The organism is Nitrospirota bacterium, from assembly GCA_040754395.1.
Taxonomy (GTDB): Bacteria; Nitrospirota; Thermodesulfovibrionia; order Thermodesulfovibrionales; family SM23-35; genus JBFMCL01.
The window spans coordinates 1-11,915 of record JBFMCL010000005.1 but is presented as its reverse complement, the minus strand read 5'-3'; the positions used below and the strand labels follow the sequence as shown (position 1 = coordinate 11,915).

The window sequence follows — 11,915 nt, the reverse complement described above, 5'->3', positions numbered from 1 at the left end:
GAAATCACCCCCATGAAGATCCTCCTCGTAAACCCGAACAGGTACAAATCGCCTCCTGTCCCGCCGATAGGACTCGAATACCTCGCTGCTTCGCTCGAGGGCAAGGGGCACTCAGCCGAGATTCTTGATCTCTGCTTTGCAGAGAATATTGGCCGGGCACTGCATGACACCCTCAGCTCTTTCAGACCGGACATTGCGGGAGTAACCGTACGAAATGTCGACAGCGTCCTCTATCACACCAATGAATTTTTTCTGGACGAGATAAAAGACATCATACATCAGATTAAAGCGGCTTCCGGGCTCAAGGTCATTATCGGGGGGACAGGTATCTCTGCCAACCCGGAAGGCATTCTCGGATATCTGAATGCTGATTTTGCTGTTGCGGGGCCCGGAGAACATGCAGTGCACGAGGTTCTTGATGCAATGGTGAATCATGGAAACAGCAGACGGGTTTTTCGGGGAACATATCCTTCGTACAGCGCCTGCATCCGGAAACCGACGAGAATCGATTACAGGACATACTGTGATGCGGGGGGTATTGCGGGCTTTGAGACCCACAAGGGATGCAGTTCATCCTGTGTATACTGCATGGAGTCCGGAACACCGGTTGCATTCAAGAACCCCGACGATGTCATACGCGAGCTGACGCATTTCGTTGACAGCGGACTTACCCGCTTCCACCTGTGCGATTCAGAATTCAACGAAAGCCTTGAGTATTCGGTTGATTTCTGCACCGCACTCAGAAAAGCCGGTCTTGACATGCAATGGGCCCTCTACATGAAGCCCTCGCAGTTTAGCAGGCCCCTCTTCAGACTTCTGAAAGATACCGGTGCATATCTCATCACACTCTCAGTGGACTCGTGGAAAAAGTGTGACCAGTACTGGGCTGAGTATGAAAAATTCGTGTTCAATGCGAAATCGTGCGGGATACGCATAGCGGTGGATTTCCTTACCGGATTTCCCAATGAGTCCGCAGATGACCTGCTCGGGCATTTTGACAACCTCAGGAGGCCGCTTCCGGACAGCATCAGCGTCAACACCTACATCAGGCTTTACAAATCGCTCAAAATCACGGATATCATCATGCACGACAGGGGATGCTGGGGAAGTCTTTCAGGTGACACCGGTAACAAATCTTACATAAAACCTGTCTTCTATAACCATATTGCCACAGAAAAACTCAGCGAACTTATAGGCGGGGACAAACTGTTCAGAATTGAAGGTCCGGAGAAGATTGTGAACTACCTGAGGGCTGAACAATAGCCGGCACCTGAAGCGTGCAACAGGAGATTTCATGCGGCCCAATGCCGTTTGACCTTTCACCTGAAGCATGCTAAGATGTGTACCATAAAAAGATGAGCAGCGCATATGCCAGACAATCGGATTCTTCCTCCGGAGCACCCGGCCGTCTGCTCGGACAGATTCTGGTGGACGGCGATTTTATCCGCTATCACGACCTTGAGCAGGGCCTTGAGCAGCAGAAGAATACGAACCGGATGCTGGGTGAGACTCTGGTCAGCATGGGCCTGCTTGATCCTCTCGACCTCAAGGCGGTGCTCTCGGTCAACGAAGACCTTGCCTCGCTCGAGAGTGCGATTAGCCTTGCTGCTGGCGTTCGGCATCTCCTGGGAGAACTTCTGCTCAAGGCGAAACATGTTACTGAGGAACAGCTTGATCTTGCGCTGAAGGTTCAGAAGTCAACAGGGGAACAACTCGGCAAGGTTCTTCTGCGCCTCGGTTTTCTTACTGAAGGGGAACTCGATGTCCTCCTGAAGTTCCAGAAAAAGCAGGAAACCGGCTTCAGGCCTCCCGGGAAGCTAAGCCTCGGTGAACTTCTTGTTGCGACACACCAGATTTCACGATCCCAGCTCGACGAGGCGCTTGCCCGCCAGAAGATTTCGAAGAAGAAACTCGGGGAAGTTCTTGTTGCATCGGGATATATAAACCATACACAGCTCGACCACGGGCTGAACCTTCAGAAAAGACTCCTGGCTTCGGCACTCATAGCGGTTCTGTCACTGGCTCCTCTCTCATACATCCAGGCAGCAGAACCATCTCCCTTTGATACCCGAACACAGGAGACGCCGGCAAAGATAACCGAATCGATACAGATGCATACGTCCCTCAAGATTGTCTATCAGAAATCGGAACTGACCCTAACCCGTGAGGATGTCGTGCGCGGATATATTGATATCCCCCTCGGTGCGCATATCGAGATCCGGAACAATAACCTGTCCGGGTTTCTGGTGTTGTTTGAGGGCATTGGCGGTCCGGTGAGAGAAGTAGTAGTGAGAGGACTCGGAAAGGATGCCCATATTAACGCCAACGGGGGATGGATTGCGCAGCCATATCAGGGGAGAGACCCCATGATGGTCGAGTTAAGCTACCGGTTTCTTCTCTCCGAAGAAGCGCAGCCGGGATCATATGCCTGGCCGGTCAGGATATCAGTGAGCCCTATCATCCAGGTCTGATTGTCACAATTTTTGCCGTAAGACAAAATGTATTCCCAGTTTACACAAGCTGCACTCCTGCCCGATACCTGTTTTCCCCGATCTGGCTGACCCACTTTACCACCCCGAGTTCCTTATCCGCATCGGGCCTTTTGTAACGATCCTCGAGGATAACAACATGACCTGTTTCGAGTGGATACCCGGTTATCAGACAGAGTCCTTCAGCAGAGATGTCAGAAGATATTCCGGAATCCTGAATACGGCGCACCAGACTGAAATCCAGCACGGATACCGTATAGGTTATTGGCCGGGCAAACGGCACCCGTGTATATCTTCGCAAATTTTTTTTCAAATTCATCCCTCACTGCAAAACAACACTATCAGACATGCTGAAATCGCATCAATGCAGATCACGATGTAAATACAAAAAATACACCTCTGATCAAAATTCAGACCAGAGGCAATGACATGGCCGTTCGTCCCCTATCTTCCTACCATAACCGATGACTTTTCGCTCTTGATGACCACTTCAGCTACAATTTCTTTCCCGGTATTCGAAAATTTCGTCACTTTTTTCATCGAATGGTCCTGGCCGCAGAGCTTCTTCCCGATTTCCTCAGCCGTTGCCTTAGAAAAATCCTGTTCACTGACTTCCCATGATGTCGGGCCTATGATCACCGGAGTCCCCTCCGTGTATCCCACAAACATCACTGTCACAGTATTTTTTTCGCTGTCAAGCTGTGCAGATAAGGTTCCGACCATCGTTTTCTCTTCTCCGGCATAACTGATCAGAACCGCTGAAAATGCCATCATACCCGAAAATGCGATGATAAGAAAAATTCTTATCCCTTTTCCTGCTGACATACCGGACCCCTTTCGTTAATCTTGTTACGCCAAAACCCTCGCCTTACTCCCAATACTGCAGAAAACCTTTGCCTGAACCCAGTTTTGTGGCCATTATCCCCACCTCCCATTCCAGGATTTACAAACTCATAACAATATTAAGCATTTGAATTTTTAAATTAATTTTTAACTATCCGTAAAATAACGTTTCATTATTTTCCATCATAGAGAAAACAACGTGAAATGTCAACTAATAATTAGCTATTGCTAATTATTAGTTGGAAAGATATATTTGAGAAGCTTCGGGAGAGGTTTTTAAAAACAGGGGTGAAAAAAATTTCGGGGGGACTCAGGGCCTGACTGTCACCTGACACATCACCGGCAGCGGCAGTGCAGTCAGAAAAATCTCTGCAACATCAATTGCATTCTTCCTCATAATGCTATACAAGAAGAGAACAAACCCGCGCAAAGGAATGCGCTTCAGATACCGAGATGCATATCGCACATTGAAATGTATCAAAATAATTAATTGCAGTCGTAATATTTCCTTCTTCCGGAATTCCAGAGTGCCACAATTACCATAAACGACAAGACTCCTGTTGCATCGATCATCCAGTCATATACCGATCCGGTCCTCGAAGGAATAAAGCTTTGGAGGCATTCATCAAGACATGCGTACGCGATTGCGATCAGCCCTGCACTGACAAGCCACTCCTTTCGCCATTCCCTGCTGCCCGCACGAAACGCCCTGAACAGGAGAAAGGCGAGAAAGGCATACTCAAGGAAATGGCTCATCTTCCGTATGAAGACATGCACTGCCTCAAGTGTCGCACGCGCTGCCTGCGGGAAAAGCCATTGCAGCAGCGGCAGGAGAAACGAAGACGTGTGGGATGAACTCAGAAGCTCATTCAGGGGAGAGATGAAAATCATCCATAAAACCGGCGGCAGCCAGTAATACAGCAAATACACTTTTCTGTTCATAATTATCGACTTCTTTCAACTTTCCATGCACCCCGGAGGTGCATGGTTGTGGATAATTCTATATCTTCTTTTCCCGGCTCTGCCATTTCCCCCTGAACGTAATCCAGAAGGAAAGGAGAATAAGCTTCAGATCCAGGAGAAAGGACTGGTTCTCGATATAATGCAGGTCGTACTTGAACTTTTCCTTTCTGAGGGCGTCAGTCGGCAGATAAATCTGTGCAATGCCCGTAAGACCGGGCCTGACCTTCAACCGTTCGCGGTATCCGGGCACCTTTTCGATATCCACTTCGTCGGAGCTGCCGTGAACCTCTTTCTCCTTCGGCCTCAGCGATCGTGGCCCGACAAAACTCATATCTCCTATGAAGATATTCCATAACTGCGGCAGTTCGTCCATCGCGGTACTTCTCAGTATCCTGCCGATTTTCGTTATTCTCGGATCATTCTCCGTTGCCTGCACCGGTCCCGTATCCTTCTCGGCATCCTTTATCATGGAACGGAATTTCATCGCCCTGAAGATCCTCCCGTTTTTCCCCACCCGCTCCTGACCGTAGAAAATCGGCAGACCATCCTCAAGGATTATCAGAATACTGATGAGAAGCCACAAAGGAGAGGAAATCAGGATCCCGAACCCTGACAGACACATGTCGAAAAGGCGTTTCAGCATTACCCTTTAACCCACTCCTTTACGCGCCAGCGTATGAATCTCAGATAGTTGAACGGAAGCGACCAGGTCCTCCTGTCCCGGTAAAGTTCCCTGATCGCCTCGGGCATCGGAAACAATGTCCTGAAATAGGAGAGCAGGATGGTTGACCAATGATCCAGCGCAAACCGCGCAACAAGTTTATCCTTATACAGATTATTTTCCCTGTCTTTATCGATATTCATCCGGAAATATGAGAGGAGCAGTGAAGGAATTCTGCTTCCGGCAGTACCGATTTCCTGCTCGAGTATCCCCGCAGCTTTTACCTGATCAATAGCCGTTCCCCATACACTCCGCATCTGCTTCAGTGTAATATGGGTTGTCCTGATAAGCCCCGCTTTCCTGATTCCCCGGAAGAAAGAATGCCAGTCGATCACATCCTCATATTTCCCCATCGTCCATATGATGTCAACAAGAATCTTGAGTTCCCTGAATGAATGGGCGTGATGGTGAATCAGGAGCATGCACATGAGCATTTCAGGGGAAAGTTTCGCCTCTCCCATATCGGGAATACTGACCTCTCTCCAGATTTCCGTCGCATCCAGTCTGAAAAAGTATGGAACGCCAAATCCCCAATGCATTTCAACAAGCAGGCTGTTTTGGGGGTGAAAGTAGATTGCGTGATGGATGCGTGCCAGACAGTAGATCAGCGGGATATCCGCCTCTGCGATATATCCGTGTTCCCTGAGGATGCTGTCAGCCATTACCGCGTCCTGCCTGCGGATCAGGATATCGATATCAGATGACGTCCTGCAGTTCGGATCGTCATATATCTCGTTGGCAAGCCTGTTCCCCTTTATCACCACAGACGGAATCTGTCTTTGTGTCAGCAGGTTGACTATTTCATTCTCTACAGCTTCCTGCTGTGCGGACAGGGCAACTCCCTTCAGGTATAACCCTTTCGATTCCTCCAGAAAATCATTGACCGCCTTTTCCGGGGAAAAAAGACGGCCGTATTTCTCCACGCGAGTATAGACGAGGGGGAAAAGGTTGTGGTGCAGGCATAACGCTTTCAGCTCCTGAAAGTTCGTCATCTGCACTTCCAAAGGTTCCCTAATTGGGGAAGGAAACACCAGCTGCAGGAAGAGCGATTCGCTGGCCGTGTTTTTGGGGTGCATTGGGGTTAGCGTACTATCGCGTTTTAAGTTTATTGAGACAGTAGTTTCAGCGTTTTGTCGGTTATGACGCTTATAGAAATTGCTCGCTTGCACCACTTCGGAGCCTGACGCACTTTTTCTGTCAATAAAGCTGAACAGCCTATATTTGCACGTCGTAAGTGCAATTATTCAAGGCAAAGGTCTTTCAGGATAGCTATTTCTTTCTGATATTCTACCCTCTCTTCGACAAATATCTTATAGTCGTTAGGAAGAATATCGTGCAACATATCTCTGTTACATGTTCTTTCTTTCTCGATACCAATAAACTCAGCATACGAAGAATACGGCCATTCCTCTGGTCTTTCAACAAGCCCCCCGCTCGTTGGATTAAGATGAAGGTATCTTGTGAGATGCAGCATTTGCTCATCATTTTCAACCATGACATTCTTAAACCTGCTCTGCCAGAGCGGCCCCTTTCTTTTTGTTCTGATATTAAAGTACCTTGTATAGCTATCCAGAATGTTCTTCATAAATACAGACACACCGTTTTCATCCAGTTGCGTGAGAATAAGATGAATATGCGTTGGCATCAAACAATAGGCATTGATTCCCACGATATGCTCTCTTTCTTCAATATACTTTTTGAAAAATTGTTTCTTATCTTTTAGTTGAATATATGTTGAGAATCTGGAAGGTGGCTTTTTATACCGGTAGAATTTTAAAAGATCAGTCATGCGCTTATAATCTTTTTTCGTCCGAAAAATTTTATACCCGGCTATACTTTTCGTGAATATATGATAACTATTCCCCGTATTTAGAGGTTGTTTGCGCATAAGTTATTCTCAATATTTGCACGTCGTAAGTGCAAGTTTCTTAGATCAGCCCTTATTATTCATGAATTTTTCTGATTATCCTGAGGACAGAGTATTTTTTTCTCATTCTCGGTCGTTCCTTCCTGCAAGGCTTTTGCCTCTTTATGTTCACATAGTGTATTTGACTATCTGCAAAAGAATCCGCGCAAATACTCTGTCCTCAGACGTTTTTCCCAATTGTATGAATAATATGGGTTAGGGGTATCTTTTTATCAGCTGGATGAGCCTGCAGAGGGAGAAGAAAATTGGTCATAATAATGTGTCATGAATACTTTCATGAGGAGTTAGCAGACGTACTATTTCCAGACCGTTTCAATCCCGTATTGTCTGAATACAGGATCAGAGGTAACAATGGGCAATTTTTCGGTTATCGCCTGAGAAATAATGAGCCGGTCAAAAGGGTCTCTGTGAAGAGAAGGGATATTGAAGACATTCAGCGCATGATTTGCAAGAATTGGAAGACTCATGATTGCATTTAAAGACAATTGTTCAGCGATAAACTTATCCGGCTTATCCGGGAGATCAATGCTTCCAAGCTGCGCTTTTATGGCAATCTCCCAGCAGCTCGCAACGCTTAAGAATAAATCATTCGTCCCGTCGGCAATGATATCACGAACATTGGCAATCAACCGGGAATCGTCTGTTATCCACCAGAGAAAGATATGGGTATCTAACAGCACTCTCAATTTTCGAACTCATGGAGCATCGCATCAGGCAGAGGTTCAAAAAAACTCTTCTTTATTGTCAGTCTTCCTTTCGCAGTTCCCGGGGTCCTTCTTGGAAGCTTTTTTTCCACGGAGACAAGCCGGGCAATCGGTTTGCCGGCTTTTGCAATAATAATCTCCTCACCGCTTTGCACGCGGCTTAGAATTCGGGATAAGTGGGTCTTTGCTTCATGTATGTTGACAATTGCCATAAAATTATATTAGACTAAGTCATTAGCTAAGTCAACTATACCCCCCAGCACACACTTCACCATTTTTTACATGCAAGTATCTTGGCGACTGTACTTACAGCGCGCAGGTGCAGGTTCTGGGGTCACTGCCTTATCCATTGAATGAATGTTCTCAGAAAGAATTCAGGGACGAGGGACATGCAGGTGAAAGTTTTTCCAAGCTGCTGCAGCTACAAAGTGTCAGCAACTATCCTGTGCGACTATATTTTTACTTCAATCCCTGTCTTTCTTATCTCATAGATTAAAGGAATCCACATATCCTGTTGATATGATTGATCGGATATGGGAACCGGTTCAAGTCGACTATTTATTGTCCCGGCAATTCTGAAAAGAGCCATTCCCTCATCAACTTTGTCTTTGCCGAAATGCCCCGAGATCACAGCGACATCAATATCGCTGTCGGGACCAGCTTTTCCTGATGCGTGAGAACCATAAAGAACAATATAGTCTACAGGAATTCCATGCTTTCTCAGTGCTTTTCCGAATTTCCTGATCGTTCTTATAACTTCTCTTTTATCCATCGAAATATCTTCCTGATCTCCTTTACCTGTGCAGTGGTATATGTTTTTGTACATTTCTTGTAGAATGCCTTTGTCGCATCGGGATAACGCCCTTCAAAATGAAACTCCATGAACTCGCGCAGCTTTACCATTATCTGCTCAGGGAACTTCTTGCCGGACTTCTCCGCCAACAAGGGAAGTGAGTGGCTAAAGGGTGCATGTGCTTTTGTATTTTTTACCACAAAAGCCTTAAGGAGTTTTTCCAGGGCCAGATGCCCCATAAAAAGCGCGTATGGATACTTCCTGGTTTTTAACATAGCATTTGCCACACTCAGATCATACTGTGCTCCCTCAAACCAATATTTTACAGTTTTATTAACGTCAAATTCTGCCATATTCCTTTTAGGTACATTATATCATACAGCTTTTAATCAGCTTTCTCTCCTGTGCAAGTAAAATTGCACGTAGTGAGGAAGTCAATATGCAAAAAAACTATCACACCATCTCCCTTTTTTTATCTCACTTGCCTTTTGCCTTTTATCAATTCACTTTTCCTGTTCCTTCTGAGCTATCAGCCATGAGCTATACGCTATATCTTTTTCCCGGTGTTGAAGCTGAACAGCCTTAATCCTTCCTTTGTGTGTGTGTGCCGCCATCCATTTTTCCTGTTTCGGTGCGCTGAGGCAAATAAAAAGGATATGAGCCCCGGAATCATTTATCGGCTTCACCTGGGCTTATTAGGTTCTGGGTTATGGCAGTCGGAAGATGTTACGGCTCTCTGAAATCGATCCCAAATTTCCTGAAGTCTGTCTTATCGAATGTTATGACCGTGCATTCTTTTGTTTTGGCAAGCACAGCAAGAAAAATATCCTGAATATCCATCGAATGAACAGGATATATCCTGAGACTTTCTATAAAACCCTCCTTGTTGATAATTGTTTTTATCCCATTGTAATGGAGCAATTTCGTAAATTGTTCAGAAATTTCCTCCCGCGGTATATCATAGACCTTGTGCAGGACCCACACTACTTCTGCAAAAACAATCTCAGGAAGAAGCACTTCGTCTTCGCCGTATTCAAGCTTCTGGATAAACGCCTTCGCCTTCAAAAACTGTTTCTCGTCGTCTGCGAGGAGAAACCTCAGGATGATATTCGTATCAATTATTTTTTTGGGCAATTTCACGGGCAGTCAGCCTTATTGCTTTTTCAACAGCCTTCTCCAGAGGAATTTTCTTTTTTACCGCATATTTTTTAAAACAGCCTGCGAGCTCTTCCGTAGCCTTTTGAGGCTTTTTCAAAATGCCTTCATAATCCTTAACCTTGATTTCGATCATGTCCTTGACTCCAAGCCCCTCCCTGAGCTTCTTGGGTAAAGTGACCTGACCTTTTGGCGACACTTTTAATAGATACTGCATAGTTATACTCCTTTTTATTTTCCTACTTTTAACTATAGTTAAACTTTATTCACGTGTCAAGTTCCCACTCCCTAGTCCCCGTCTTGCAATGTAATATTTGCACGTCGTAAGTGCAAGTTTTATTAGAGACTCGACTTTCACCTTGGAGGTGTAAATTATTGAGGGTTAGTGTAGCAAGGATTCATATTTCCTGATCACAAGATCCCAATTGTATTTTTCTTTCAAGATTTTCTCATAGTAGCTAAGAATTTTATCTTTATCGGCTTCTTTGAAATCTTTTTCAATAAAGCCAATCAACTTTTTCAAATCATTCTTATCTTTATAAAAGTATCCGTATTCACTCAAAACTTCCCGGTTATATGGCACATCATATGCCAGGACGATGTTCTTACTCGAAATTGCCTCAAGAAGCGAGGGGTTTGTTCCTCCAACACTATGACCATGGATATAGGCATACGCATTTTCTCTTAGTGCATAAAGTACTGGACGATCATAAATGGGACCTGTGAATAGCACTTTTTCTGACGGAGATTTCTCCATCTCCCTGAGGTTGCTCACGATTATCAGTTTTTTGTTGCTTTCAGATTGCAAAAAACCCTGGATGCTGATATCAAAATTGTTTTCCGGCACATGCCGACCAACAACAAGATAGTAACTGTTCTTTTCAAGCCGATATTGATTTTTCACCTGCTGCCAATCCCCTGGCTGATACCTGCATGCATCTACCCCATAGGGGATAAATTCATACCCCCTCTTGTACTCTGATAGTACATACTCCCCGATTGCAACAGCGTCAGCAACCACGACATCAGCCGATTTGACTGCCAAACGTTCGAGTGATTTCAATGCAAACTTGATAAATCCTCCCCAGCGTGAACGTTTCCATTCAAGGCCATCAACATTCACAAGTGTTCGCATGCCAAATATTTTGGGGAGCCACATAATCAGCCCTCCGGAAACTCCAAGAAAAATAATCGCATCGCTCTTCTCCCTGAATACGCTACGGAATATGGAAAAACTGCTCATGGAGACTTTTTCGAGGGCGGGTATTCCTGAAGCATTTATGAAGACCCGTTGTATCTTCTGGTGTGAAAAAGGAATGTTCTGAAACTCGGGAAGGGAATAGACAATAACCTCATGGCCATATTCCGTCAAACCCTGTGCCAGCACTTCTGCAAAGGTTTCAAATCCTCCGTATCTGGCAGGGATTCCGCGGGATCCGATGATTGAAATCTTCATATGGAATCAGTTGAAAAAGGCACTGAGGGAGTCTGTCATTCCCGCTTTCCGGTAAGCCTTAATTTAGTGAAGATTGCTTGTGAAAACTCCAAAAGACATCAAGAAACAAGAACTTCCACAGACGACGGCTTATTGGACTCATAGAGCCTGCTGATATATAATTTTTCAATACCGATAACAATGCCGTCCTTGTTCTTTTTGAGTATGATTCCTTCCCCTGCCTCTTCCGAAACAAATTCATCATCCGGATTACCAAACCATATATCAACGGTATCTGCCTCTTTATTGTAATAGACTTTTATTTTGTCCATATAACTTCTCCCTCCTTTACCTTATCCGTCGGATAAGAAGTAATAATATATCCCGTATCACCTGCATGTTTACATACCACACAGTACAACTTATCTGTGAACTTGTAATAAAGATGAACCTCTTTATCCATTTTACTTCTTCTTATCTCATCAGGGCAAGCCAATATCTCCCTTACAAGCTCTTCCTTCCCTTTCATAGGCCTGTGCTTTATGGTAACAATGTATTCCCAGTATTTGTCAGTCACCCGCACCTGAACTCCCAAGGGCGTATCTGTTTCAAACAAGATATTCTGCTCCATTTTTCTCAATTGATCTTTCTATGACTCTTTTTCTGTTCGATCACTTTTTTATAAATCCTCATCAGCAGCTCATAATTCTTCTCCGGGGTGTACTTCTCTTCGTATTCCTTCCTTGCATTCTGTCCCATTCTCTTGCACTCTTCAGGATGATTCCAGAGCCATCTGACCTTTTCAGCAAGTTCACTCGTACTCATTGGAGTGAATAAAAGCCCGGTAACCTCATCTTTCACAATGTCAGCCATCGCTCCGAGATT

Annotated in this window: 19 protein-coding genes; 2 read left to right on the top strand and 17 right to left on the bottom strand. The window is 45.2% G+C overall.

Annotated elements, in window-relative coordinates:
* The first annotated feature begins 12 nt into the window (after window positions 1-12).
* Both AB1552_03610 and AB1552_03605 read left to right on the top strand, forming a co-directional pair.
* A complete protein-coding gene (locus AB1552_03610; GenBank protein MEW6052862.1) occupies window positions 13-1,263 on the top strand; it encodes a cobalamin-dependent protein in 1,251 nt (416 codons plus the stop codon).
* Between the two features lie 77 nt (window positions 1,264-1,340).
* Entirely contained in the window at window positions 1,341-2,471 is a 1,131-nt protein-coding gene (locus tag AB1552_03605; GenBank protein MEW6052861.1) for a hypothetical protein, read from the top strand.
* A 40-nt stretch (window positions 2,472-2,511) separates the two neighbouring features.
* Here AB1552_03605 and AB1552_03600 read toward each other — a convergent pair whose 3' ends face one another.
* From AB1552_03600 to AB1552_03520, 17 genes are all read right to left on the bottom strand, one after another.
* A complete protein-coding gene (locus AB1552_03600) occupies window positions 2,512-2,802 on the bottom strand; it encodes a PilZ domain-containing protein (protein ID MEW6052860.1) in 291 nt (96 codons plus the stop codon).
* Window positions 2,803-2,933: 131 nt separating this feature from the next.
* Entirely contained in the window at window positions 2,934-3,314 is a 381-nt protein-coding gene (locus tag AB1552_03595) for a hypothetical protein (protein ID MEW6052859.1), read from the bottom strand.
* 504 nt (window positions 3,315-3,818) lie between these two features.
* Window positions 3,819-4,274 carry a VanZ family protein gene (locus AB1552_03590; GenBank protein MEW6052858.1) on the bottom strand — a complete coding sequence of 152 codons (456 nt, stop codon included), beginning with the start codon at window positions 4,272-4,274 and terminating at the stop codon, window positions 3,819-3,821.
* Window positions 4,275-4,332: 58 nt separating this feature from the next.
* On the bottom strand, window positions 4,333-4,938 hold the full coding sequence (locus AB1552_03585) for a sugar transferase (GenBank protein ID MEW6052857.1): 606 nt from the start codon (window positions 4,936-4,938) through the stop codon (window positions 4,333-4,335).
* Window positions 4,938-6,008: a nucleotidyltransferase family protein gene (locus AB1552_03580; GenBank protein MEW6052856.1), complete on the bottom strand. Its 1,071-nt coding sequence runs from the start codon at window positions 6,006-6,008 to the stop codon at window positions 4,938-4,940. Before AB1552_03580 ends, AB1552_03585 begins: the two co-directional genes overlap by 1 nt.
* Before the next feature lie 248 nt (window positions 6,009-6,256).
* Window positions 6,257-6,805: a transposase gene (locus AB1552_03575; GenBank protein MEW6052855.1), complete on the bottom strand. Its 549-nt coding sequence runs from the start codon at window positions 6,803-6,805 to the stop codon at window positions 6,257-6,259.
* A 434-nt stretch (window positions 6,806-7,239) separates the two neighbouring features.
* The gene (locus AB1552_03570) at window positions 7,240-7,623 is read right to left on the bottom strand and encodes a type II toxin-antitoxin system VapC family toxin (GenBank protein MEW6052854.1); all 384 of its coding nucleotides are present in this window, start codon (window positions 7,621-7,623) and stop codon (window positions 7,240-7,242) included.
* A 2-nt stretch (window positions 7,624-7,625) separates the two neighbouring features.
* The gene (locus tag AB1552_03565; protein MEW6052853.1) at window positions 7,626-7,859 is read right to left on the bottom strand and encodes a type II toxin-antitoxin system Phd/YefM family antitoxin; all 234 of its coding nucleotides are present in this window, start codon (window positions 7,857-7,859) and stop codon (window positions 7,626-7,628) included.
* 239 nt (window positions 7,860-8,098) lie between these two features.
* Window positions 8,099-8,419: a nucleotidyltransferase domain-containing protein gene (locus AB1552_03560; GenBank protein ID MEW6052852.1), complete on the bottom strand. Its 321-nt coding sequence runs from the start codon at window positions 8,417-8,419 to the stop codon at window positions 8,099-8,101.
* Window positions 8,398-8,715 carry a HEPN domain-containing protein gene (locus AB1552_03555; GenBank protein ID MEW6052851.1) on the bottom strand — a complete coding sequence of 106 codons (318 nt, stop codon included), beginning with the start codon at window positions 8,713-8,715 and terminating at the stop codon, window positions 8,398-8,400. The genes AB1552_03560 and AB1552_03555 overlap by 22 nt, the downstream gene beginning before the upstream one ends.
* A 228-nt stretch (window positions 8,716-8,943) precedes the next feature.
* Window positions 8,944-9,126: a WecB/TagA/CpsF family glycosyltransferase gene (locus tag AB1552_03550; GenBank protein MEW6052850.1), complete on the bottom strand. Its 183-nt coding sequence runs from the start codon at window positions 9,124-9,126 to the stop codon at window positions 8,944-8,946.
* Between the two features lie 40 nt (window positions 9,127-9,166).
* Window positions 9,167-9,580, bottom strand: coding sequence for a PIN domain-containing protein (locus AB1552_03545; GenBank protein MEW6052849.1), 414 nt, complete (start codon window positions 9,578-9,580; stop codon window positions 9,167-9,169).
* Window positions 9,555-9,812, bottom strand: coding sequence for an AbrB/MazE/SpoVT family DNA-binding domain-containing protein (locus AB1552_03540; protein MEW6052848.1), 258 nt, complete (start codon window positions 9,810-9,812; stop codon window positions 9,555-9,557). Before AB1552_03540 ends, AB1552_03545 begins: the two co-directional genes overlap by 26 nt.
* A 165-nt stretch (window positions 9,813-9,977) precedes the next feature.
* Complete coding sequence (locus AB1552_03535) at window positions 9,978-11,051, bottom strand: DUF1972 domain-containing protein (GenBank protein MEW6052847.1); 1,074 nt, start codon at window positions 11,049-11,051, stop codon at window positions 9,978-9,980.
* A 98-nt stretch (window positions 11,052-11,149) separates the two neighbouring features.
* Window positions 11,150-11,362 carry a DUF2283 domain-containing protein gene (locus tag AB1552_03530; protein MEW6052846.1) on the bottom strand — a complete coding sequence of 71 codons (213 nt, stop codon included), beginning with the start codon at window positions 11,360-11,362 and terminating at the stop codon, window positions 11,150-11,152.
* The gene (locus AB1552_03525) at window positions 11,350-11,646 is read right to left on the bottom strand and encodes a DUF4258 domain-containing protein (GenBank protein MEW6052845.1); all 297 of its coding nucleotides are present in this window, start codon (window positions 11,644-11,646) and stop codon (window positions 11,350-11,352) included. The genes AB1552_03530 and AB1552_03525 overlap by 13 nt, the downstream gene beginning before the upstream one ends.
* Window positions 11,647-11,666: 20 nt before the next feature.
* Window positions 11,667-11,915: glycosyltransferase (locus AB1552_03520; protein ID MEW6052844.1), on the bottom strand; the 249-nt coding region annotated here is incomplete at its 5' end.